Below are 25413 nucleotides of genomic sequence, written 5' to 3'. Positions count from 1 at the left end.
TTTTAAAGTTAAGTGGAAAACTTATTCCCACTCAATTGTCGCTGGCGGCTTACCAGAGATATCGTAAACAACCCGTGAGATACCATCAATTTCGTTAATAATGCGGTTAGAAACCTTACCTAAGAAATCATACGGCAAGTGTGCCCAGTGAGCTGTCATAAAGTCTATGGTTTCTACTGCACGTAAACTGACAACCCAGTCGTATTTACGGCCGTCGCCCATAACACCAACAGAGCGTACAGGTAAGAATACAGTAAATGCTTGCGACACTTTGTCGTACAAGCCATCTGCACGTAACTCTTCGATAAAGATAGCATCGGCACGACGCAATAGATCAGCGTATTCTTTCTTCACTTCACCTAAAATGCGTACACCTAAACCTGGGCCTGGGAATGGATGACGATATAACATGTCGTACGGCAAACCTAATTCTAAGCCGATTTTACGCACTTCATCTTTAAATAATTCGCGTAATGGCTCAACCAAACCAAGTTTCATGTAATCTGGTAAACCACCTACATTATGGTGTGATTTAATCACATGTGCTTTACCAGTTTTAGATGCTGCTGATTCAATTACATCAGGGTAAATCGTACCTTGAGCTAACCATTTAGCATTGGCTAGTTTTTTCGATTCTTCTTCAAAAACATCAACAAAAACGTTACCAATAATTTTACGTTTTTTCTCAGGGTCATCTTCACCGGCTAAGCGCTCTAAGAAACGATCTTCAGCGTCAACTTTAATGATGTTTAAACCAAAGTGATCACCAAACATTTCCATAACTTGCTGACCTTCGTTTAATCGCAATAAACCGTTATCAACAAATACACAAGTTAACTTATCGCCAATCGCTCGGTGTAACAGCATAGCAACGACTGATGAATCGACACCACCAGAAAGGCCTAAAATAACTTCGTCATCCCCTACTTGTGCTTTCATTTTAGCGATAGCGTCTTCAATGATAGAAGCAGAAGTCCAAAGCTTTTCACAACCAGCAATATTACAAACGAAGTTTTCTAACAAACGCATACCTTGTTTAGTATGAGTTACTTCAGGATGGAACTGAACACCGTAAAAACGTTTTTCTTCGTTCGACATAATTGCAAACGGGCAATTTTCAGTTTGTGCCACTACTTTAAAATCAGCAGGAATTGCACTTACTTTATCGCCGTGTGACATCCATACATCTAGCAACGCATTACCGTCAGCTGCGATAGAGTCTTCTATATTTTTAACCAATGCAGATTCTGAAACGACTTCTACTTGCGCGTAACCAAATTCACGCTCCATAGAAACTTCAACCGAACCACCAAGTTGGTGTGACATGGTTTGCATGCCGTAGCAGATCCCCAACACAGGAACTCCCGCCTCAAAAACATATTCAGGTGCACGAGGCGAATTTTCTTCGGTAACAGATTCAGGGCCACCAGCAAGAATAATCGCGTTTGGATTAAATTCTTTAATTTGTTCTGCGGTAACGTCCCATGCCCAAAGTTCACAATAAACGCCTATTTCACGAATTCGGCGAGCAATTAATTGAGTGTACTGCGAACCAAAATCTAAGATAAGAATTCGGCTGTCATGAATATTTTTACTCATTGGTAATATCCAGTCTTATAAATGAAGAAGGCCAGCCTTTTGTCAAAGGCTAGCCCTAGAATTAATTAGCGATTAACTTTTAACCTAAGCGGTAATTCGGAGCTTCTTTGGTAATTTGCACATCATGAACATGTGATTCACCCATACCAGCAGAAGTAATTTTTACAAACATAGCCTTGGTATTTAAAGCTTCAATTGTGCCACAGCCAGTAAGACCCATAGCTGAGCGCAAGCCGCCCATTTGTTGATGGATAATATTAGACAATGGTCCTTTGTAAGCAATTCGGCCTTCAATACCTTCTGGTACCAATTTGTCTGCTTCGTTAGACTTTTGGAAATAACGGTCACTTGAACCTTCTTTTTGGCTCATCGCACCTAACGAACCCATACCGCGATATGATTTGTAATAACGGCCTTGGAATAATTCAACTTCACCAGGCGCTTCTTCAGTACCCGCAAACATTGAACCAACCATTACACAGCTCGCACCAGCAACTAATGCTTTTGCGACGTCACCCGAGAAACGAATACCACCATCGGCGATAACTGGAATACCGCGTTCAGCCAATGCGCCTGCGGCATCAGCAACTGCAGTGATTTGTGGTACACCACAACCAGTTACAATACGTGTAGTACAAATTGAGCCAGGGCCAATACCAACTTTAACCGCATCAACACCTGCATCGGCTAATGCGATAGCACCCTCTGCTGTTGCTACATTACCAGCTATTAATTGAACATTTGGGAATTGTTCACGTACCCATTTAACACGGTCAATAACACCTTGTGAATGGCCATGAGAAGTATCAACTAATATCACGTCAGCGCCAGCCTCAACTAAGGCTTTTACACGCTCATCTGTACCTGCACCAACACCAACAGCGGCACCAACACGTAAACGACCTAATTCGTCTTTACATGCATTTGGTTTATTTTCTGCTTTGTAATAATCTTTTACAGTAATCATGCCAGCAAGTTTAAATGCATCATCAACGACCAATACTTTCTCAATACGGTGGCGATGCATTAAGTCTAAAATCACCTCTGATTTTTCACCTTCTTTGATAGTCACTAACTTATCTTTAGGTGTCATGATTGAGGTGACGGGCAATTGTAAATTGGTTTCAAAGCGAATATCTCGCGCAGTACAAATACCAACAAGGTTTTTGTCGGCATCAACAACTGGAAAACCAGAAAATTTAACTTGCTCAGATAATGCAATTACTTCTTGAATGGTCATTTCTGGCGAAACTGTGATCGGATCAGATACGATACCAGATTCAAACTTTTTAACCTGACGTACTTGAGCAGCTTGCTCTTCAATTGTCATGTTTTTATGAATAAAACCTAACCCGCCTTCTTGCGCTAACGCAATAGCCAAACGCGCATCTGTTACTGTATCCATAGCGGCAGATAACATCGGAATATTTAGGCGAATTTTTTTAGTTAGTTGGGTCGTTAAATCCGCAGTATGCGGCAACACGGTCGAATGACCGGGTACAAGGAGAACGTCATCAAACGTTAAAGCTTCTTTAGCGATTCTTAGCATTGCAACTTCTCACCAAAAGGTTATGGGGTATATATAGTTGCGGCAGAATTTTAACGACTTTGAAGGGTTAGGTAAACCGATATTTTATTTATTTTCGATTAAATTTGCCTATGCAGCACAAATCATCTTACCATTACCGACTAATCTGTTATTAAAAGCTTGATTGAAGCCATATGACATCATCCGCAAATGTACTTTCTGTCAGCCAATTAAATGGGCAAATAAAATATCTAATAGAACAAAATTTTAGCTACATTTGGTTAGAAGGCGAAATCTCTAATCTAGTTAAAGCCAGCTCCGGACATTGGTATTTTTCGCTAAAAGACAACAGAGCTCAAGTTCGGTGTGCAATGTTTCGCAGCGCAAACAATCGCCTCTCCTTTGCCGTTGAAAATGGCTCGCAAGTATTGGTTAGAGCTAACGCTAGCCTGTATCAACCTCGTGGTGAATTCCAGCTGATTGTCGAGTCAATGCAACCGGCAGGTTTAGGTAAATTGCAACTAGAGTTTGAAGCGCTCAAGAAAAAATTAACAGAAGAAGGTTTATTTGCAGCTGATTACAAACAAGCTCTGCCCAAAAACATTGAAAGACTGGCGATTGTCACCTCAGCAAAAGGTGCGGCTATTCACGACATTCTCAGTATATTACAACGACGCGCACCACACATTGAGGTCGACATATACCCTTGCTTAGTTCAAGGCGAGCAAGCAGCAATGGATATCTGCCAAAAATTGTTTTGGGCCTGCCAAGATGATAAATATGACGCTATTATTGTTGGGCGTGGCGGTGGCTCAATCGAAGATTTATGGGCATTCAATAATGAAACGCTTGCTTACACTATTCATCAAGCGAATACTTGCATCATTAGTGCAGTCGGCCATGAAACCGACTTTACCATCTGTGATTTTGTTTCGGATATCAGAGCCGCAACACCATCAGCCGCAGCTGAGTTAGTAAGCCAGACTAGCTTGGATATTCAAACGCAATTGCCTCACTTACAACATAAACTAGAACAAGCGTTCGACAAGCAATATATGGCTTTAGTGACTAGACTAAATTCAGCCAAACAGCAATTAACGCACTTAAGTCCACAAAACCAGATTCAAATTAAGCAACAATGGTTAGACGAAGCAGAGCTTAGATTAGTGCAACAGGTAAACTTGAACCTACAAAATAACACCAATAGGCTTGCACGATTGCAGCAGAAATTAGCCGAGCACAACCCTAAGTTTTTATTAAATCAGCAACAGCAGCAACTAACATTCCTAGCGCAAAATTTAGACACATCGTTGGAAAAGTCGCTTTATTCAAAATCTGACCAACTACAAAATCTTACGCTACGACTGCACTCACTCAGCCCATTGAATACCTTAAGTCGAGGTTTTTCAATAACTCAACATCAGGGTAAAGCGATAACGTCTGTCACCCAAGTTGCCGTTGGTGACACTTTAGAACACACAGTGGCAGACGGGGTGATTACCAGCCAAGTGGTGAGTAAATAAGCTGAATACGACGCTGTGTGACATTTGCCTTTATCGCTTGCAGTCGGTTAGTTATCTACATAAAATGCCCTCGCAGTGTGCTTATTAGGATATTTGTTTTGCAAGAACCACAATTTAGTTGGCGATTTTTCTTACCAAAGTATTGGTTGACTTGGCTAGGTATCACCATTTTATATATCGTTAGTTGGCTGCCTTATCGGCTGCAGCTTGGTTTAGGTGTTGTTATCGGGCGGCTGCTTTATTACATAGCCAAACGCCGACGACATATCGCTAAAACAAACATTGATATTTGTTTTCCTGAGCTGTCTGAATCGGCCAAAAACAATATGCTTAAACGCAACTTCGATTCAGTTGGTATTGCATTTTTTGAATCTAGTATGGGTTGGTTTTGGCCTAAATGGCGGCTCAAGCCACTGTGTCATTACGAAGGAATTGAGCATATCGAAGAAGCGAAAAAACAAGGAAAAGGTGTTTTACTCATCGCTTATCACATGATGTGTTTAGAAATTTGTGGCCGAGTACTAGGGCAAAAACACCCAAATGTTGCTTTTTATCGTCCGCACAATAATCCATTGATGGAGTACTTCCAGTACCATGGCCGAGCACGAGACAATAAATATCTAATCGGAGCTAAAAATGTCAAAGGTTTACTCAAAGCACTAGCCGATAACGAAGCATGCATTTATTTGCCAGACCAAGATTATGGCCGTCGCCGCAGCGCTTTTGTTCCTTTTTTTGCAGAACAGCAAGCTTGCACCACCACAGGCACAACCCTTTTTGCTGGGCAGTCAAAATGTGCAGTGGTAATTGTCCATCCTCAAAGATTGCCAAATGCACAAGGTTACAAAATCACCATTAGTCCAGTTTTAGACAATTACCCCAGCGGTGACGACGAAGCAGATGCAGCACGCATTAACGCAATGATTGAACAAGGTATTCGCCAAGCACCTGAACAATATATGTGGTTGCATCGACGTTTCAAAACCAGACCAGACAAACAAGACCCGTCTGTTTATGCTCGCTCTCCTAAATAATCGTTATCCGTCAATTGGTTTACCATATAAATGATTGAAATTTACCCAACATTTTTATAACCTGTCGGCACTTGGAGAACTTATTTCAACGGAATTCTTGTTATGTGGTTTTGGATTAGGCATGCAAGCGCAGCCATTGTCCTCATAATTTTAGGCGCATACATCATAATGTATGACAGCCCAATAGTTACAAGAGAGACGATTAGCTCTGCATCTCAAAATGAGGCTGTAACTGGCAGCAAAGAGGCAGGTAAAAAAGCTATGGAAGGTTTTGGTAATTTTTATTCCGAGCTAAAAGAAAAATATGACAAGGCCATGGCTGGTGGTGACGAACAATATGTCATTGATTTAAAAAAGCCCGACAGCACATTAACTCAAGAACTGCAGAAAATTGGCGTTTCCACTCGCTCAGTCAGTGGCGCTTGGGTTGGCAAAATGAAAAACCGTCGATTTGTCCAAGGTGATACCTTGCGCCAACGCATGCGCGAAATGGCGGCAGAAGAGAACATGCACTTAATTTGGTGGCTTGAAAGAGATTTTGTTGTAAAACTACCATTTAGGGTGGAAGAAACCACAGTTGGTACGCTGTACAAGATGAGCACAGCAATAGACAGCGACTTTGAGCGTGATGTGCACGCATTCTTTTGCCCACTTCAGCGAACTTTAGTGGTCACAGATGTTGTGGAACACTATGTCAGAGAAAACTGTGCCCCCGCGCGCTCGGCAGATTCAACAAAATGGCGCTTGTTTCGCTAAACTCGAACAAATTTGCGCTCAACAACTTTGATTCGGCTGTTTGTATGTTCACCTGTGGTTAGTTTATTCAACTCGCCACAGTGAATGTGAATATGACTAAACATGGTCCGACTCGCATACACGTAAACTTGTTTAAACTGTTGCTGAATTTTTTTCTCTAATAATAAATATGCTTTTTTGAGTTTCTTAACTTTTAACTCTCGTTCTTTGTATTTGGCTGCAATCTGAGCATTTTTATCTTCACCTATTCCCTGCTCTTTTAACTTTAACCAATTTGCTCGTAACAGCTCTAGTTCGTGCGCTTTAACTTTTAAACGACTAAATACTGCTTGTTTCTTTGTGACATCAGATTGAAAATTAGAATATAAATGGACATGCAATGCAGTCGATGCTGGCGCGCCAATCGACGCACAAGATAAAAAGTCTTGCACATCAAAATAACCACTAATAATTTTGCCTAAAGGTGTCTGCTCGGTTCCACCAACAACAGCTCGAGCTTTAACATATACATTTGATAGCTGGCTTGAAAAAAACACTTCCTTGCTGCTAATCACTTTCGCATATTGAATATACTTACTGCACACAACGCCTGTTGCTTTAATAACACATGCAAACTCAGTGTTGTCATCAACATGCTCAGTATCTACTTTACGACCAATAATACCGTTTAAAACAGTTACATCACCGTCAACTTCAATCAGTGCATTTTCAACAAACCCATTGATTGTCACATTGCCTTTAGCTTTTAAACGCATGCCTTCAGCAACATCACCATTAACAATCACACCGCCGTCAAAATCTATGTGTCCTGTTGAAACATCAACGCCTTTGAGTTCCAGTACATCATCAACTCTAGCCCCTTTAGCAGTAACATAAGGCAAGCCAGCAGCTTGGGCCACCAGCAAATTTTCATCATGACTGGCCAGTTGAGTGCCATCACCAATATCAAAATCTATCAATTGACCCGGCACCGCTGACAGTGCATCTCCTTTGACTGTAAACCCAGGTTTTCCATGGGTTGGTAAATGTCGTCGAACAAGCGCATCACCAGGTTTAACTGAAATCAACTCCCCTAGATCACGCATATCAACCTTGCCGGTTTCATTCACCTCTTGCGGTTGTAAGATTCTATCTCGCGCGTTTTTTGTCAGCGGTTCAAACCAACTGTCATCCCCCTTTACAGGTTGCTGACCTTTAGCTATGTCTGCACTCAGTAGTTGTCCTGGCTTGCTTTGTTCAGCTGCCAGCGATATTTTTTCAACTTCAGCTTTATTCACCCCCATAGTCACACCGTTTTTAGTGATAATACGCATAACTTGATTACTGGTAAGCGCCTTGCCACCATAGGGGCCAGTAATTTCAATTTTGGCTGACATCGCATCAGCTGAAACAACTACGTTTACTTTCGCATCGCGTTTTTCAGCAATTGGGGCTTCAAATTGGATAGGTTCAGAGGGAGGAGGAATAAGCTTTTGATTATACAAAGCCGCATATTCGGCGACCAAATCGTCGAGCATATAACAATCGCAATGTTCACTCTTGGTAAAATGCTCTTTAATTACACTCTCTTTGATGGCAGTGCAATTTGAGTCAATTTCTGTTGTCGCGACTACTTGATTATTGTCGTTAATTTTAAATTGAAACTGCGACATTTAATTCTGCAACCCAAACTTCTATTCTTTTCATTAGCATCAATTAAACATAAATATCAACTATTCTCAAATTTTTCCGCTTCAGATTTATACTGCCTTAACAATTTTGCAAACTCGTCCGAGCTACGATCAAATGCTGTTTCAGGGATTAATAAGTCATATCCACTTAACTTTTTTAACCAATCCATGCGATGAGCAAACATTCCTCTCAATCCTTTATATACTTGACCAGAGCTAGACTTGTAAGGGTCAGTATTTAAAGTAATTTCACTTGGACACGTACCAGTTGGACAATCGACCAACAAGTACTTATGTAAAATGGCCCTTTGCTCCATTAATAAATGGGAGATAAGTCGCAGGCTGACTGCACTCAATATTTTTTCAGAATCAATAAGGTTAACACCGATGTAAGCAAGTTCTTTTTGTTCTAGACCATGCTGGACAGTAGGAATACCGATACGCCGAATGTTAGACCACTCCACTAACATAAACCCGCGCTTGTGATGATAAAGAATGCCCTGATTGTTCAACATAAAACTTAAGTCTGGCTCTTGTAATTTAAACAGAGCCACAACAAAAGCAACGACCGAGCACATCATTAAAAACAATAACGGTAGCTCTGCTAGGTGGGAAAATTGAATAAAAAGCAGTAAAGAAAGAACAAAACCTATGCCGCTATACAAAGCTAGGCTATAGCCGTGCTGTTTTGCTGATGACTTTATGTAAACAGTATCAAACTCAGCCATAAAATTATTACCCTGTTAGTTGGGGCAGATAAACATCTAACACGTACCACAGCATGCACGCCCCCCAAACAAACATTAAGCGCCATTTCCTACATTTTGGGCAATCTGGCCAAATTAACTTATACAACTTATTTAACATGTAGGTTAAGTCGCTTATCAATAGGGCTTTGCAAACAAAGCCCTATCCCACCTTAATATCGGCGAATACTTTCTAAATTTTGCAGCAACTCAGTGCTTAAAGTCGAACTAGCATTAGCCCCCTCAATTGCGCCATGAGTTTGGCTAACTAATTGCTGCATTGTTTCTTGAATTGCTTCAGAATTTTCCAACTGAACTTTTATTTGCTCAATCATGTTTGCCATAGATTCAGCACTACTTTTTGCCACTTGCACCAAAGAATTTAACTGGTCACTGGTGGTATCAGCAATGGTGACACTGTTGTCGATTAACTCTTCAACTTCTTTTTGTTTAGTAATAATCGAACCAGAAATATCCATTATTTTGCGCATTTCAGTTTGAATTTGGTCGGCTGAGTGATTTGCTGTATTCGCCAGTGAACGAACTTCATCAGCAACAACCGCAAAACCTCGACCATGCTCACCAGCCCTTGCAGCTTCAATTGCAGCATTCAAGGCAAGTAAATTGGTTTGCTCAGCAATGCCTTTAATCGATTCAACCAAGTGGTCAATATTTTTACTATTTTCTTCAAGGTTTGATAATAACTGAGTGAATTCAGAAATGTACTGCGCTGAACTTCGTATGTTATTGACTAAATTTGCCAGCTCAGCAATGCATTCTTCACTAGTATTAGATGTTTCAGCTGCTGCCTCGTGTGAGTTTTTAGCAATATTTTCTATTTCCATCGACTGTTCGATAAAGTGTTTAACCATATCAAAACTGCGCTCAATCATTTCTAAACCTTCTTGGTTAGAATAATTGACGTTAGTCGCGTTTGCTCTAATCTGCTCTGCTACGTCATAGGCGTCACTTTCCAACAAGCTATCCAGCAAGGCCGCTTTTTTTTCTAATTCGACTAGTTCAGACTGGTCAACCAAAGTTTTGCCAGCAGGTATTGCAGGTTTCATCCAACTCAGCATATCCGACCCTTTATTACATTAAACAAATGATTTTTATTAAATTTTTTATCAAATTCTTATTTATATTGCAATTTTAAACCATCTAAAGCCACTCAAGCCGATTGCTAAATATTGTTTATAAAACAAGCAAATGCATGGTGTAGTTACAATATTAAACTTAACTTTAGATTAAGTCCGCGAACTTGAACAGTTTTTTATCGGAAAAATCTCAATTAACTTTAATCTAAGTTATCAGATGATAATCACAATCATTTGCAATATACTGCGAGTATGTAAATTCAAATAGGTTGATGGTAACGATGACATTAAACAACATTCCGGTAGGACAAAATGCGACTGTAGTGTCGATATCACCTAGCGAAGCTGGATTCAGAAAAAAGCTACTGTCTTTGGGAATGACACCGGGTGCCAATATAAAAGTAAAGCGCCTAGCACCATTAGGAGACCCAATGGAAATCGAAGTTAGAGGTTTTAGCTTGAGTTTACGTAAAGCTGAGGCGGAAACGATAGAAGTAGAGATCAAATAAATATATGCAAACAGCACAAGCAAATTCAGTATCCGTAATCGGTAACCCAAACTGTGGTAAAACTACGCTATTTAATTTATTGACTGGCTCAAAGCAAAAAGTAGGTAACTGGGCTGGCGTTACTGTTGAAAAGAAAACAGGCATTACCGAACTGAACAATAATCAGTCAGTTGAAGTGACAGATTTACCCGGTACCTATTCGTTAGATAACGACGATCATGAATTATCACTCGATGAAAAAATTGCCAGAGATTATCTCGAAAATAACCAAGGCGACTTAGTTCTCAACATTGTTGACGCCACTAGACTTGAACGCAGCTTGTACCTAACCACACAGTTAGTCGAAATGGGTGCCAACGTGATAGTTGTACTCAATATGCAAGATGTCGCGATAAAACAAGGTATTCACATAGATAGCCAGCTACTGTCAAAATTACTGGGTTTGCCGGTGGTAACAATTTCTGCAACAAAACGCCAAGGTATCGACGAACTTAAGGGTCAAATAAGTAAAAGCCTATCAAACAAACAATCCTTGGTTGTTGCACCATCTGAACTTAGCCACCCCCCAACAATTAAAACATTGTGCGATAGCGCGCCTGCTCTTAAGCAATTTACAGCAGAACAATTAACCCAGCTGGTCAATGCAAATAGTCAGCAAAGGCTTGACGTACTAAATCAATGGGTATCAGACCAAACAGATGCACAAGCGCTACTCAATCAATTTGATGATGCATATCAAACTATTAAAGCGAATCAAAGGTACCAAGTCATTCAATCTTGGGTTGAGCAAGTCTGTCAGCAACAACAAAATGGTCAACGCACACTGACCGATTATATTGACGATGTCGTGCTTAACCGTTGGTTAGGAATTCCGATATTTTTGCTAGTGATGTATTGCATGTTCATCTTTGCCATAAATATCGGCGGCGCATTTATCGACTTTTTTGATATTAGCTTTGCAGCTGTATTTGTTGAAGGCGCCGCGCTATTTTATCAATCACTCGGATTGCCCGCTTGGTTAGTCACCCTATTAAGTGATGGTATAGGTGGTGGCGTTCAATTAGTTGCAACCTTTATCCCAGTGATTGCTGGGTTGTACTTTTTCTTATCCTTTATTGAAGACTCTGGCTACATGGCACGAGCGGCTTTTGTAATGGACAGGTTTATGCGTGCGGTAGGCCTGCCCGGTAAATCTTTTGTACCGTTAATTGTCGGCTTTGGATGTAATGTGCCTTCAGTGATGGCAAGTAGAACACTAGACACCCACAAAGATAGATTATTGACTATTGCAATGTCACCTTTTATGTCTTGTGGCGCACGTTTGTCAGTGTATGCATTATTTGCTGCAGCCTTTTTCGCCAACAGCGGCCACAACATTGTATTTTTGTTATACCTACTGGGCATTGTTATGGCAATATTAACTGGCATGCTACTCAAACGCACTTTGTTTAAGCCGACGCTGACCCCATTCATTATGGAGCTACCTGCTTACCATATGCCATCGATGAAAAATGTCTTAATAAAAACTTGGGACAAATTGCATGGTTTTATCACGCGTGCGGGTAAAACCATAGTCGTTGTGGTCACACTCCTAAGTTTTTTAAATTCTTGGGGTACAGACGGTACTTTTGGCAACCAAGATTCAGAAAAATCAGTGTTAAGTCAAATTAGTCGTACCATCACACCAGTATTTGAACCTATCGGCGTACAACAACAAAACTGGCCAGCCACAGTGGGTATTTTTACTGGGATTTTTGCCAAAGAAGCAGTCGTCGGCACCTTAGATGCACTATATGGTCAAATAGATATTTCAACAAATGCAAGTGTAGCAGCATCAGATGAAGCGGATAATAAATTTAGTTTGTCTGCACGTTTTATTGAAGCTTGGCAAACAATACCAGCGAACTTGGTTGACATGTACAATAATATCTTCGATCCACTCGGCTTGGGAGTGGTAACCGAACAAGACCTCACCAGTGCAGCTGATGCACAAGGTGTACAAATAAGTACATTTCAGGCGATGGCATTGTTATTTGGCAGTACTGCAGCCGCATTTTCATATCTAGTTTTTGTTCTGCTGTACACCCCTTGCGTAGCGGTTATGGGGGCAATGTACCGAGAAGCAGGCTTAAAATGGATGAGTTTTATCGCACTTTGGTCAACTGGTTTAGCCTACATCACTGCGTCAACTATCTATCAAGTTGCGACATTTGCTCACCACCCTTACTTTAGCACTATGTGGTTAGTCGGCTGCGCCTTGTTCGTTTCAGTCGTTATCTTCCTAATGAAACAGCATGGTAAAAAGATCGCAAAAAAAGAAGCATTGCTTATTCCAGTGGTAAATATTCACTAGCCCCCTCCATACTATAGGACAGGCAAGCGATGTACCTGTCCTAATCTACCGCAGCAACTTATCCTCTGTGCTCTATTTAACCTGAATTCTGGATAAAAACTTGCTTTCTAGAGGCTATTTATGACCGCTGTATTAAAGTTAAATAAAATTTATTTCATTAATTAAATGATATTGATTCGCATCTACTTTTCTGTATAATCCAACATAAATAAAAATTACTATCATTTTCATAGCCAATAAGATTTAAAGGAACATTCTTTATATGTTTAACTTCAAACACTCGGTCGTATTCTCAGCTTTGGCATTATCGCTTACGGCATGTGGCGGTTCAGACGATAATGAAACCAATACAGCACCATACAGCATAACTTTATCTAGCAATACAGTTGCTGAAAACCAAGCGGGTGCAACTATCGGCACTCTTTCAGCTACCGACGATCAAGGCGACTCAGTCACTTTCGCACTAGCCAGCGGCGCTGATGCACGTTTTGAGATTGATGGTGTTACATTAAAATTGGCGGCAGACCAAAGCCTAGACTTTGAGCCAAAAGGCGTTGCAACGCCTGAAATCACCTTGCCAGTAATTGTTTCTGACGGTGAGTCAGAAAAAGAAGAAACGCTTGTAATTAAAGTAACCGACGAGCTAGATTATTACGGCTTCTACGATGGTAACGGCCAAAGCACTGTAAGTTATAGTGGCCAAGTTGCGCGTCATGCGATAATTGCAGAATTAAACAACTACATTTCTTCTACACTAGCAACAGAAATCAACAATGGTGATATTGCCACAAAAGCTGAGATTTTAGCCAAGTTACATGCTTATTTTTATGATCCAGCTAAAGCACCTGCTGGTGTAGATGTTGCAGCAATTCTTGCAAAAGATATCACTTTGGTTGATAACAGCGAACAAGCAAATATCAACGCTATTTCTACTGGTAAGAACTTGCAAGCTAAAATTGCAGGCAACGATTCAGTAACCGACCACAAAGATTGGAAAGCTGGTGACAAATTTGAAGGATTCTCTGCAGCATTTATGGGCGGCTCTTTTGAAAATACCCCTGAAGGTTTGTTATTGCGTTTGTTAGACAAGCTTGCGGAAAATGCCGAAGCATTTGCAGCTGGTACAGTAAGTAGTGTTTATGTAACCGCAGATGGCCAAGATTTAAAACAATTAATCCAAAAGTTTTTATTAGGTGCAGTGGCATTCCAACAAGGTGCTGACGATTATTTAGGTGACGATGTTGATGGTAAAGGCTTGAAAGCCGACAACACAGCAATTGTTGAAAATAAAACCTATACAAACCTAGAACACCAATGGGATGAAGGTTTTGGTTACTTTGGTGCGGCACGTGACTACTTAGCATACACTGACGAAGAAATTGCAGCTAAAGGTGGACGCGATGGCTGGAGCAGCGGCTATTATGACACTAATGGCGATGGTAAAATCGACCTAAACAGCGAGTTTAACTTTGGGAACTCAACCAATGCAGCTAAACGAGATTTAGGTAGCTTAGCAACAACTGACTTAACCAAAGATGCAATGGAAGGTTTCTTGAAAGGTCGAGCATTGATTAACGCCAATGCCGGCTCTGCGCTCACTGAAGCACAAATGGATGAGTTAAAAGATCACCGCGATCAAGCCGTTTTAGCTTGGGAAAAGTCAATCGCTGCAACTGTTATTCATTATATTAATGATACGGTTACTGATTTAAATGGTATTTCAGACGAAACTCCAACAGCAGATTTGGCTAAACATTGGTCGGAATTAAAAGGCTTCTTATTAGGCTTACAATTTAATCCTGCAAGTCCTCTATCTGATGCTGATTTTACTATCGTAAATGACTTAGTTGGTGACAAACCAGATGTTAGCCTCGCTGGTAAAGCTAACTATATCACTGGTTTAGAAACAGCTCGTACTAAGCTACAAACTGCATATGCGTTTGACGCAACAGTAGCTGCTCAATGGTAAGAAACTAAGCTAGTTAGCAACAAACATACATGCTGTGTTGCGTTAACAATAATAAAAAGGTTAGGTGTTTTACACCTAACCTTTTTGTCGTATATAAATCATAACTATTTTAATGAGAGAAAAGCTGCATGAAATTGCGAAATACTTTAAGCGCCATCGCCATTGCTGCTATCAGTTTATCAATGGTTAGCTGTGGAGAACAAACTACCAGCGAAGCAGGCCCTGAGTATGGCCTAAGTGCTAAATTCACTGAATCCGAGTTGATTAATCACTTAGTCGACAATGTTGTTTTGCCAAAGCATCAGGCTTTTACTATAGCATTTAAACAGCAAACCACCGCCATCAACAATTACTGCACAGCAGTGACTCAAAACAGTCAAATTGACCAAGCTAAACAAGTTGCGCAACAAGCTTTCTCTAATACATTTTTGGCTTGGCAAAATATTGAAGCGGTCCAGTTAGAACCACTTGCAAAAGAGTTTTTTGCCTTACGAGATAAAATTTATGCTTGGCCTAGCACGGCAGCATGTGGCGTCGATCAAGAAGTGGCCTTTTATCACACAGGTACAGTAAATGGCCAGCCTTACCAGTTAAGTCAAAGACTAAAGGAACGAAAGGGATTATTCGCTCAGGAATATTTATTATTTAAATCAGGGACTGAACATAGTTGCCGCGTAGAATCAGGCTCACTAGTTGGTTGGAACGACCTACCCGAACAGACTAAGCTGGAACGCCAGTGTAACTATTTGCAAGCGGTGCAAATGGAGCTGAATGACAATGTCACCGCTTGGCAAAATAGTTGGCAACAAGGCGAATCAGCCTATCTAAATGAGATAAAACAAGGTGACGCTAAAACCGCGATAAACACTCTGGGTCAAGCACTTTTTTACTTAGATTACCAACTTAAAGATTTTAAATTAGGCTGCCCGCTTTCAGTGGGTCCAAGCACATGCCCATCAACGGATAGAGCCGAACAAGTAGAAGCCAAATACGCAAAATTAAGTAACCAAGCAATCGAACAAAACCTAGCGACCTTCCAGCAATTATTTACTGGCGCAACAGACTCGTTAGCCGGCGATGATGAAGATGCACTTGGTTTTGATGACTTCTTAAAAGCAGTTGGTGATGAAGAAACCGCTAACGTGATAATTAAGGCTGTCACAGATGCACAAGCAACCTTAGCAACAATTGACAGCGATTTTGCAACTGCAATTAATAGCCAAAATCAAGACTACGCCCATTATGCAACTTTGCACTCACAAATCAAAGTGGCAACAGATCAGCTTAAAACCCACTTTATCACTAGCCTAGCAGTCGACTTACCTGACACTTCAGCTGGCGACAACGATTAACTATGGTTTATTAAGGTTTTGGATAAGATAACAATGAGCAAAATTTCAAAAGTTACTTTGGCCGTAACAACCAGTTTAGTTGGGTTGAACGTGCCAGTATATGCGGCAGAATCCGCTGAGCAAACACAACAAAACAGCAACGACAGTCGCTTTCACGAGCGCATTCAAATTTTGGGCGCGCACGATAAACTGCGCACCCAAGGTGGTGCGACTAGCCTAGTGTCTGAAGCTGAGTTAGAAAAATTTGAATTTGACGATATCAATAAAATTTTAGCAACTGTACCTGGGGTCAATATTCGTGAAGAAGATGGTTATGGTTTACGCCCCAATATAGGTTTTCGTGGCGCAACACCTGAGCGCAGTAAAAAGATATCGTTAATGGAAGATGGTGTGCTCATCTCCCCTGCGCCCTACTCTGCACCTTCAGCTTACTATTTTCCAATGGTCAGCCGTATGACAGCTGTTGAGGTGTTTAAAGGCCCTGCAGCAATAAAATATGGCCCAAATACAGTTGCTGGTGCACTTAATTTAGTCACGCGCGAAGTGCCTGATGTGCAGTCAACTGCGTTAGATATTGCCTATGGCTCTGACCAATACGGCAAAATACACGCGTATCACGGCAATACCAATAATCATTTTGGTTATTTAATTGAAGGTTTGTACACCCGCGCAGATGGTTTTAAAAACATAGACTTTTCCGAGCAAACAACAGGCTTTGAAAAATCAGATGTTATGATTAAATTTAATTACGACTTTAGCCAAGGCAAAATGAAGAATTTTGTTGAGCTAAAACTCGCGTATGCCACTGAAAAATCGAATGAAACATACTTAGGCCTGACACAACAAGATTTAGCGGTAAACCCATTTCGACGTTACGCAGCATCGCAAAACGACCAAATGAATTGGGATCACGATACCATTCAGTTGACCCACTATTACGAACAAGATGCTTTTGATATCACCACTCGTATCTATCAACATAACTTTAGTCGTGATTGGGCAAAAGTTTCTGGTTTTGGCACCAACACGCCGTCTTTGTTAGATGTACTTATTAACCCAATATCTGAAGAGAATCAAAGCTATTACCAAATATTAGCGGGCTCTGGTGACGGACAATTTGTCTTAGGCACCAATGACAGAAGTTATCGCTCGCAAGGTATTCAATCAGACCTAGGCTTTAGTTTTAGCTTTATTGGTCTTGAGCATAAGCTAGATGCAGGTATTCGTTTACACCAAGACTACATCAACCGCGACCATTTCGAAGAAACTTATTCGATGGCAGTTGGTGGTCAAGTAAGCAACCTAAACGATAAAACCTTTACCACAGTAAACCAAGAAAAATCTGATGCTGTTTCTGTCTATATTCAAGACACAATTAGCATAGATGCGCTCACGTTAACAGCAGGTGTACGGGGTGAATTTATCGATTCCAAATACACCAATGGCAAAAATGAGCTCGATTATCTAAAAAAAGACAGTCGCATTTGGTTACCGAGTATCAGCGCTTTTTATAAGTTGGATGAAGACTATGGTGTATTTGCGGGTGTTCATCAAGGATATGTACCGAGCAGCCCACAGCAAAATGATGAAAATGTTGAAGCTGAAAAAAGCATCAATTACGAAGTTGGGTTTAGATTCAACAACAACCAAATCAATGGTGAAATTGTTGGCTTCTTCAACGACTATAGTAATCTAAAAGAAAGCTGTTCGTTTTCACAGTCATCTAACTGCCAGTTAGACGCTGACTTTAACGGTGGTGATGTTAATGTATTAGGCATTGAAGCGCATATAGCATCTAGGGTCAATTTAACCCCTAGTTTAGATATGCCGTGGAGTCTAACCTATAGTTACATTCAATCTGAGTTCCAACAAAGTTTTGTCTCTGATTACCCACAGTGGGGTGAAGTAAGCAAAGGTGATAGCATGCCTTATCAGCCAGATCACAGCTTAACCTTAACAACTGGTTTATCTGCTAACGACTGGGCGGTTAACCTTCAGGCCAAATATACCGGTGAAATGCAAGAAGCCGCAGGAAGCGGGGTCAATTTGTCTGATCATTTAATTGATGCTCAAACCATATTTGATTTGTCGGCAAGCTATTTTATTTCGTCTGATCAATCAGTCTACCTAAAAGTGGATAACTTGACAGACGAAGTCAATGTGATTAGTAGCCGCCCCAATGGCGCGCGCCCAGGTAAACCACGCATGTTTGTAGTGGGTTACAAAATAAGCCTATAAATATAGGTTTAACATGTTAGATTGGTTGCAAACAAATTTACTTGAATTGGCGTCAAATATTACTGACGCCAATAAACGTGTATTTGTTGTATATTTAGCCAGCTCCTGCGCCATTGCCATCTGTGTTTATGCCCTTAACCACAACACAAGGCAAAAAAAAGGCCTCTACCAATATTTGTTTAACAAAACAATTTGGTTGCATCCAAGTGCGCTGGCTGACTACCAACTCATGTTTATCAATAAGTTTATAAAGGTACTGTTAATATCACCGTTTTTATTTGCCGCAGCACCACTGGCGATAGAAATTTATTTATTTATCAACCAAACTTTTGCGTTGTCGTCTCGCCCCGTTGTGGGCAGTCAATCTGCATTATGGGTATTTACTCTGGTGCTATTTTTGTTAGATGACTTTTCGCGTTTCTTGTTGCATTGGCTCATGCACAAAATTCCACTGTTGTGGCGTTTTCATCAAGTGCACCATAGCGCTGAAGTTTTAACCCCACTGACGATTTACCGTAGTCATCCAATTGAAAATTTATTATATGCAATCCGAATGACGTTAACACAAGCTCTTGCACTCGGCATTTGTATGTGTCTTTACGGGCCTTTTTTAACCATGCTAGATATTCTTGGCGCCAATGTATTTGTATTTGTTTTTAATATTTTTGGGGCAAACCTCAGGCATTCCCACGTATGGTGGTCTTGGGGCAAACTTGAGCATATATTAATCAGCCCTGCACAACATCAACTCCATCATGCTAAACAAAAACAATATTACGACTGTAACTTTGGCACCGCACTGGCTATTTGGGATAAACTTTTTGCAAGCTTGATCGTTACCAGTAAAAAACGGCCATTCAAACTGACTTTTGGCATACAGAGCAAACAAGCTAAACCACATAATTTACTCAACCTCTACTTAGCACCATTTATGTTTAACCTGGCCAAATTTACAGCAACTTTGACTAATAATAAAAAAAGCATACACTTAGAAAATTCTAAACAAAATAACACCTAACTATGCAACGGAATCGCCTAACCGCCGTTTTAATGGCAAGTTTGACTACAATCCCAACCTTAGCTGTGTGCGCAGATGAAATAAACTTAACCGCTGCGTATATCCAAGCTCGAACCGATAAACCATCAGCTGGCGCCCTAGTTGGCGTAAGCTACGAGAGCAAAAGTTGGGGCGGCGTTTATCTAGACTATTTGAATATTGATAATATCGAATTCATTGATGACAACGATGTTGAACAAAAAAATTCATTGCCCGCATATTTAGTAGGATATCAATATCGAGTTCCGTTAAATCAGAAACTCTCTGTTGCGTTTAGATTGGGTGCGGCAATTGCAAATCAACAGATATCAGATAGTCAGCAAACATGGTTGGAGCCAGGAGATACAGCGCTTACCTATGCAGTTCAAATGAACTGGGCAGTCAGTGATGTATTAAGCCTCAATATGGGGCTAAACCGTATTGACGGACTAAACTATTTTGGTGACATATCTAACTTACAGTTAGGGTTAACCTATCGGCTCAGCTTTGCCGACAAATCCAATAAAGTGGTACGCGGTGAAATTTCCAAACCAAAACCATTGGTGAGCAACAAAACCGCCCCTGCAACCAATAGGCAAGCGCAGCAGGCAGATAAAATAACCATAAACTCTGTGCAGGCATCAGACCCGGTGCAACCTGTTGTTGCACCGACTACTTCATCAACCTTAGTTGAACAAAGAATGGCCGAACGAGCCGCACAAGGTGTAGCTGAACAAGAACCTAAAGTCCTTAGTAAAAAAATTGAAACTAATGTCCAACAACGGCCGTCACAAAATAATTTCAAATTGCAGCTAGGCGCATTTGCTAACCCAAGCAATGCCAAACAATTAGCAAGCAAATTGGAATCAGCTGGTTATCAAGCTGAGGTTGTCAAAAAAGATAATCTGAATATTGTATATGCCGTTGGTTTTAACGACAGAAACCAAGCCACCTCTGCCAGAAAAGCCATCAGTAGCCGATTTGCAATTGACGGCATTATTCGGGCAAATTAGTCTGATTAACACACCTCAAAGCGAAAAACACTGGTGCGTGTTTTGCCAAAGCTGCTGCGCAAGCCGATCCGCTTGCCTGTATTCGCTTTGATGTTTGAGCAAATTATGCAGCACATAAAATATTTGTGGGATAAACCCCGGTTCATTAACCTGCCCCTGTTTGCCACAAATAGGCATATCAGGACTATCCGTTTCTAACAATAAACGCGCAGCGCCGACCGCCTGAATCGCTTGTTTGGTTTTATTTGCTCTACTGTAGGTAATAGTGCCGCCTATGCCTAAATAAAACCCTAAGTCGATTAAATTTTTAGCTTGTTGCACACTACCTGAAAACGCATGCACAACTCCCCCGTAGTGAAAATGATGCTGCTTAAGATATTTACAAATATCATCAATGCTTTTTCTGTGATGGATAATCAGTGGTTTTTTAAATTGATTGGCAATCTCTATTTGCTGACAAAATAAATGGCGCTGACGCTGTTTGACCTGCTGATTTGAACAAACTTGACTAGCATAATCTAAACCAACCTCTCCAACTGCTACACAAGCTTTGTCAGCTTGTTGCAGTTGATACACTAAATTGTCGACCACTGTTGAAAGTTGATGTTGCGCTAAAAAGTACGGGTGAAATCCATACGCTTTATACAACTTGAGCGGTTGTGTTTTTGCGCTTTTATTTGCTAGTTGATGATCAATTAGGTCGTCAATTCTCTTCCAGCTTTCTTGGGTTGTTGCTGGAATCAGCATTGAATGCACGCGGTTTTTATAAGCCAACTCAAATACGTCTGCTAGCGGCTTTGTAACGCCCAATAAATCCAAATGACAGTGTGAATCAAAAAATTTCATAAAAAAGCCTTGAAAGGCAAAATAACCACCCTATATCTATATTAGACGCCGGTAACGGGTCTAACCAAACTTCACTTCGCTCAATAGTGAGGAAGTGAGCTAAAAATCAAACTTTACCATATTGCTTAATAGCGAGGATATGATTATGAAAACTTTAGACTTTACTCCATTATACCGTTCATTTATTGGTTTTGACCATCTAGCTAACTTAATGGACTCTGCTGCACGCTCTGATAAATCAGCAGGTTATCCACCATACAATATTGAACTAACTGCAGAAGATAAATACCGTATTACGCTAGCAGTAGCGGGCTTTGCAGATGATGAACTTGAGATTAATTTAGAAAATAACACGCTAACTGTGACTGGGCGTAAAGAAAACAACGCAGAGCAACAACAAAAAGATGATGAAAAGCGCTTTATCTACAAAGGAATTTCTGAGCGCAATTTTGAAAGAAAATTCCAATTGAGCGACCACATCAAAGTAAGTGGTGCAGATATGGATAATGGTTTGTTGCATATCGATTTATATCGTGAAGTGCCTGAAGCACTTAAACCAAAAACCATTCCAATTGGTAATAAAAAATCAACGGATGGGCTGTTAGAAAACAAATAGTTTTCTGTCATTTTACACTCAACAACCTTTGATAAAGCGCGGTTTATACCGCGCTTTTTAGTAATCAATACAATTAATATCCCGCCGGTACGCCTTGAACAAACTTAACATTGTCAGCTTTAATATCAAAAGCCAAATCAGTTAACTTGCCAGTGTCTTTATCACGGCTATAAACAGCTAAATTGTCACTTTTACGATTGGCAACAAGCAAATAATCTTGTTTATAGCTAAAGTTAAAATCACGTGGCCAATTACCATTAGTGCTAATGTGCTGCACCAGCTGAACTTCGCCAGAATTTAACACCTTAAATACTGCGATTGAATTTTCACCACGGTTAGTTAAGTAAATAAACTTACCGTCCGCAGATAAACGAATGGCAGCAGCTTGCGACTTTTTATCAGTCGACAACGTATTCACGCGCTGAATTTGCGTTAGCGAACCATCAACAACTGATTGCTCATAAGCGACCAAAGTATTGGATAACTCATTTAACACATAAGCATAATTTTTAGTTGGGTGAAAAGCCAAATGACGAGGGCCATCTCCCGCTTGTAAACTAGCGGCAACTTTTGCATTCCACTGACCATTTTGCTGGCTAAACTGTAATATTTGATCTGTGCCTAAGTCCACACCATATAAAAATTGCCCTTCTGGTGACCAGCCCATCCAATGTGGATGAGGTGCTTCTTGGCGCTTATGCGGCCCAGCACCACTATGAATAACTTGCCCAGATAAACTTAATTGGTTGTCTGTATAGTCAATCACAGAATAGTTAGGTGAAACATACGTCGCAACCGCCAATTGATTACGAATACCATTCCAACTGACATAACAAGGATAATCTCCCAAGCCTTCAATTTGCCCAGCCTTTGTCCAGTGGCCATTAGTATAATTAAAAGCAAATACACCCGAATTTGCTTCTTCGTTTACTGCAAATAGGGATTGATAGTCAGAACTCATAGCAATATAGGATGGGTCCTGCGTTGCTATAAGCCGTTCTAATTGGTATGCCTTATTAGTGTAAGATTCAATAGTTAGTTGATATACACCAGACTCTGTTTCAGAATCTGCACCTAAAATAAAGTAGTCAGCCGCCTGCGCGGGTGCGTGTAAACATATTGCAGCAGAAGCTGCTATTGCCGTTTTTTTCCATGTGTTTAAAAAAATTTTCATAATTCGTTTTTAATCTAGTTATTTTGTGTACAAAGCGCCAGCAATTAACGCATAAAACGTTTACATTTTGCAACTAATAATTCGCTACGTATTGCACCAAACGGCGATAGCGTCTAAAGTTGCGCTAAGGTCTGTTGACCGAATAATTTTAAGGAAGTCAAAAATGAATAAAAAATTACTAATAACCGCGGTATTGACGTCTGCATTCTTAATGGCTTGTAGCAAACCTAACCCAATTCATGAAGCTATGGAGTCAATGGGAGACACCTACAAAAGTTTAAAACAAGCTGAAACTGTTGCCGATAAACAACAGTTAATTGCTCAATTAGAAGAACATGTATTGTTTGCAAAACAGCAAAAAGTGAAAGCTGAAGATCAGGCAAACTACGATGAAGGTATGGAAAAACTGCTTGGCGAAATTCAAGCGATTAAATTGGCCCTGTCACAAGGCAATATCGAAAACATTAAACCTCAATTAAAAGCCTTGCACGATATCGAAGAAGAGTATCATGAACTGTTAGGTGTTGAAGAGCATTAATCCAGTTCGCTACAGTGCTGGTTGGCATAAGTTTCAACCAGCCGTTCAATTAAAACATACTGTTAAAACTTCGATTTTTTTTCACAAACTCTAGGTTGTGCTGACTCCTCGCATGCATTTTTGCGCCTTTTGAGGTTAATCCTGAGCGCCCTACCCCGCCAAACTAACAAAAATAGCTAACCAAACCGTTAAAACAAAATTTCATACTAAAACAACGAATTTTGCTACTTGTTGGTTTTTTTCGCTAACCATAAACTTAATTCCAAGTTAAACGACCGCGCACTGTCGCGCAGAATTTAAATAGGTTAAGTGGTTATGTACTTTTTAGGTTTAGACATCGGTAGTTCGTCAACCAAGGCATCTATTTTAGATGCAGCAACAGGTAAAAGCATTGCTTCCACACACTACCCAAAAACTGAACTAACAATTTCAGCACCACAAGCAGGGTTTGCTGAACAAGCACCAGAGACTTGGTGGGACTGCATTAAACAAGCCTGCCAAGAGCTGTTTTCGTTAGAACAAGTCGACCCAACAAAAATTGAAGCAATCGGTATTTCTTATCAGATGCATGGCCTAGTTTGTGTTGATAAAAATCAGCAAATTGTGCGACCTGCTATTATTTGGTGTGACAGCCGCGCAGTTGAAATTGGTGAACAAGCATTCAACCAATTAGGCCAAGAGAAGTGCTTAAAACAATTTTTAAATTCACCGGGTAACTTTACCGCGTCTAAATTAAAGTGGGTAAAGGACAACCAACCCGAAGTTTATCAAGAAATTGACAAAATAATGTTGCCGGGTGACTACATCGCGATGAAACTAACCGGCGATATTACCACAACATCTTCCGGCCTAAGTGAAGGTATTTTGTGGGATTTCGAAAACAATAGTGTTGCTACCGACATTATTAACCACTATGGATTTGAACAAAATTTAATTCCAACCATAGTGCCTTCTTTTGGCGACCAAGGCAGTGTAAGCCAACAAGCTGCAGCTGAATTAGGATTACGAGCAGGCATAAAAGTAACTTACCGTGGTGGCGACCAACCAAACAATGCGTTGTCATTAAACGTAATGCAAGCAGGTGAAGTCGCGGCAACCGCTGGCACATCAGGCGTTATTTACGCGGTGACAGATAAAAACGTCTATGACTCAGCTTCACGCGTTAACACTTTCCAACACGTATCAAGCACACCAGACAACAACGCAAACGGCGTATTGTTGTGCGTAAATGGCACAGGCCGCTTATTTAGCTGGTTGCGCTCAATTGTTTCAGTACAAGGGCAAGAAGTCAGTTACCCACTTTTAAACGACCTAGCCAAAGACGTAGCTATAGGCTCAGATGGTTTAAGCATGTTGCCATTTGGGAATGGTGCTGAGCGTGTATTACAGAATAAAAATGTTGGTGGCCATATTCAAAATTTAGATTTTAACCGTCATCAACTCGGCCACATGGTACGCGCCACACAAGAAGGCATAGTGTTTGCGCTTAAATATGGTTTTGATGTTTTAAAAGACATGGGTGTAAGCAGCAATGTTATCCGCGCGGGTAAAGGCAATATGTTTTTGAGTCCAATTTTTGTTGAAGCTTTTGTAAATAGCTGCCAAACAACAGTTGAACTATATGAAACCGACGGTGCAGAAGGTGCAGCGCGCGGTGCAGGATTCGGTCTAGGTTACTACAGCAACCGCGACGAAATGTTTAAAGGTTTAGAGTTGTGCGCTCAATACGAACCTGAAGCCAGTAAAGTAGATGCATATGCCAATGCCTATCAAAACTGGAAGAAATTTTTACAGAAATCTATTTAAGTTAGATCCC

Annotated in this window: 21 protein-coding genes; 14 read left to right on the top strand and 7 right to left on the bottom strand. The window is 40.6% G+C overall.

Going from position 1 to position 25413, the window contains the following annotated elements; all coding sequences use genetic code 11:
- Window positions 1-21 precede the first annotated feature (21 nt).
- Together guaA and guaB are read right to left on the bottom strand one after the other, a co-directional pair.
- A complete protein-coding gene (gene guaA, locus DS2_RS00395) occupies window positions 22-1599 on the bottom strand; it encodes a glutamine-hydrolyzing GMP synthase (protein WP_035012594.1) in 1578 nt (525 codons plus the stop codon).
- Window positions 1600-1678: 79 nt separating this feature from the next.
- Complete coding sequence (guaB, locus tag DS2_RS00390; RefSeq protein WP_035012593.1) at window positions 1679-3148, bottom strand: IMP dehydrogenase; 1470 nt, start codon at window positions 3146-3148, stop codon at window positions 1679-1681.
- Between the two features lie 173 nt (window positions 3149-3321).
- On the opposite strand from guaB, the gene xseA reads away from it, so the two are divergent.
- The 3 genes from xseA (at window position 3322) to DS2_RS00375 (ending at window position 6440) form a co-directional block, all read left to right on the top strand.
- Window positions 3322-4650, top strand: a complete 1329-nt coding sequence (gene xseA, locus DS2_RS00385) for an exodeoxyribonuclease VII large subunit (protein ID WP_035012592.1) — start codon at window positions 3322-3324, stop codon at window positions 4648-4650.
- Between the two features lie 98 nt (window positions 4651-4748).
- Window positions 4749-5684: an LpxL/LpxP family Kdo(2)-lipid IV(A) lauroyl/palmitoleoyl acyltransferase gene (gene lpxL / locus DS2_RS00380; RefSeq protein ID WP_035012591.1), complete on the top strand. Its 936-nt coding sequence runs from the start codon at window positions 4749-4751 to the stop codon at window positions 5682-5684.
- Between the two features lie 102 nt (window positions 5685-5786).
- Window positions 5787-6440 carry a TcpQ domain-containing protein gene (locus DS2_RS00375; RefSeq protein WP_035012589.1) on the top strand — a complete coding sequence of 218 codons (654 nt, stop codon included), beginning with the start codon at window positions 5787-5789 and terminating at the stop codon, window positions 6438-6440.
- On the opposite strand, the gene DS2_RS00370 is transcribed toward DS2_RS00375, so the two are convergent.
- The 3 genes from DS2_RS00370 to DS2_RS20990 all read right to left on the bottom strand — a co-directional run bounded on the left by DS2_RS00370 (window position 6437) and on the right by DS2_RS20990 (window position 9701).
- Complete coding sequence (locus tag DS2_RS00370; protein WP_035012588.1) at window positions 6437-8092, bottom strand: DUF342 domain-containing protein; 1656 nt, start codon at window positions 8090-8092, stop codon at window positions 6437-6439. The genes DS2_RS00375 and DS2_RS00370 overlap by 4 nt on opposite strands.
- Window positions 8093-8148: 56 nt before the next feature.
- On the bottom strand, window positions 8149-8838 hold the full coding sequence (locus DS2_RS00365; protein ID WP_035012587.1) for a DUF2982 domain-containing protein: 690 nt from the start codon (window positions 8836-8838) through the stop codon (window positions 8149-8151).
- Between the two features lie 191 nt (window positions 8839-9029).
- Window positions 9030-9701 carry a methyl-accepting chemotaxis protein gene (locus DS2_RS20990; protein WP_419177428.1) on the bottom strand — a complete coding sequence of 224 codons (672 nt, stop codon included), beginning with the start codon at window positions 9699-9701 and terminating at the stop codon, window positions 9030-9032.
- A gap of 533 nt (window positions 9702-10234) precedes the next feature.
- Between DS2_RS20990 and DS2_RS00355 the strand changes: the two genes are divergently transcribed.
- The 8 genes from DS2_RS00355 to DS2_RS00325 all read left to right on the top strand — a co-directional run bounded on the left by DS2_RS00355 (window position 10235) and on the right by DS2_RS00325 (window position 20423).
- Window positions 10235-10462 (top strand): FeoA family protein, encoded by a 228-nt coding sequence (locus DS2_RS00355; protein ID WP_035012585.1) that lies wholly within the window; start codon window positions 10235-10237, stop codon window positions 10460-10462.
- Between the two features lie 4 nt (window positions 10463-10466).
- On the top strand, window positions 10467-12815 hold the full coding sequence (feoB, locus tag DS2_RS00350) for a Fe(2+) transporter permease subunit FeoB (RefSeq protein WP_035012584.1): 2349 nt from the start codon (window positions 10467-10469) through the stop codon (window positions 12813-12815).
- Window positions 12816-13077: 262 nt separating this feature from the next.
- Complete coding sequence (locus DS2_RS00345; protein ID WP_035012583.1) at window positions 13078-14784, top strand: DUF4856 domain-containing protein; 1707 nt, start codon at window positions 13078-13080, stop codon at window positions 14782-14784.
- 112 nt (window positions 14785-14896) lie between these two features.
- Window positions 14897-14974, top strand: a complete 78-nt coding sequence (locus tag DS2_RS21015; RefSeq protein WP_419177427.1) for a hypothetical protein — start codon at window positions 14897-14899, stop codon at window positions 14972-14974.
- Window positions 14967-16136, top strand: a complete 1170-nt coding sequence (locus DS2_RS00340) for an imelysin family protein (RefSeq protein WP_419177426.1) — start codon at window positions 14967-14969, stop codon at window positions 16134-16136. Before DS2_RS21015 ends, DS2_RS00340 begins: the two co-directional genes overlap by 8 nt.
- A gap of 33 nt (window positions 16137-16169) precedes the next feature.
- The gene (locus DS2_RS00335; protein WP_035012581.1) at window positions 16170-18374 is read left to right on the top strand and encodes a TonB-dependent receptor family protein; all 2205 of its coding nucleotides are present in this window, start codon (window positions 16170-16172) and stop codon (window positions 18372-18374) included.
- A gap of 13 nt (window positions 18375-18387) precedes the next feature.
- Window positions 18388-19392 carry a sterol desaturase family protein gene (locus DS2_RS00330; protein ID WP_051479479.1) on the top strand — a complete coding sequence of 335 codons (1005 nt, stop codon included), beginning with the start codon at window positions 18388-18390 and terminating at the stop codon, window positions 19390-19392.
- Window positions 19393-19394: 2 nt separating this feature from the next.
- Window positions 19395-20423 (top strand): SPOR domain-containing protein, encoded by a 1029-nt coding sequence (locus tag DS2_RS00325; RefSeq protein WP_081754136.1) that lies wholly within the window; start codon window positions 19395-19397, stop codon window positions 20421-20423.
- A 15-nt stretch (window positions 20424-20438) separates the two neighbouring features.
- On the opposite strand, the gene DS2_RS00320 is transcribed toward DS2_RS00325, so the two are convergent.
- On the bottom strand, window positions 20439-21269 hold the full coding sequence (locus DS2_RS00320) for a TatD family hydrolase (protein ID WP_035012579.1): 831 nt from the start codon (window positions 21267-21269) through the stop codon (window positions 20439-20441).
- Between the two features lie 145 nt (window positions 21270-21414).
- Between DS2_RS00320 and DS2_RS00315 the strand changes: the two genes are divergently transcribed.
- Window positions 21415-21885, top strand: coding sequence for an Hsp20 family protein (locus tag DS2_RS00315; RefSeq protein WP_035012578.1), 471 nt, complete (start codon window positions 21415-21417; stop codon window positions 21883-21885).
- A 73-nt stretch (window positions 21886-21958) separates the two neighbouring features.
- On the opposite strand, the gene DS2_RS00310 is transcribed toward DS2_RS00315, so the two are convergent.
- The gene (locus DS2_RS00310; RefSeq protein ID WP_035012577.1) at window positions 21959-23059 is read right to left on the bottom strand and encodes a lactonase family protein; all 1101 of its coding nucleotides are present in this window, start codon (window positions 23057-23059) and stop codon (window positions 21959-21961) included.
- Between the two features lie 163 nt (window positions 23060-23222).
- On the opposite strand from DS2_RS00310, the gene DS2_RS00305 reads away from it, so the two are divergent.
- Window positions 23223-23597 carry a cytochrome b562 gene (locus DS2_RS00305; protein ID WP_035012576.1) on the top strand — a complete coding sequence of 125 codons (375 nt, stop codon included), beginning with the start codon at window positions 23223-23225 and terminating at the stop codon, window positions 23595-23597.
- Window positions 23598-23912: 315 nt separating this feature from the next.
- On the top strand, window positions 23913-25403 hold the full coding sequence (locus tag DS2_RS00300) for a xylulokinase (RefSeq protein ID WP_035012574.1): 1491 nt from the start codon (window positions 23913-23915) through the stop codon (window positions 25401-25403).
- Window positions 25404-25413: the final 10 nt, after the last annotated feature.

The sequence above is a fragment of the Catenovulum agarivorans DS-2 genome, assembly GCF_000568405.1.
In the GTDB taxonomy this organism is placed as follows: domain Bacteria; phylum Pseudomonadota; class Gammaproteobacteria; order Enterobacterales; family Alteromonadaceae; genus Catenovulum; species Catenovulum agarivorans_A.
This window is presented reverse-complemented; position numbering and strand designations above follow the sequence as displayed.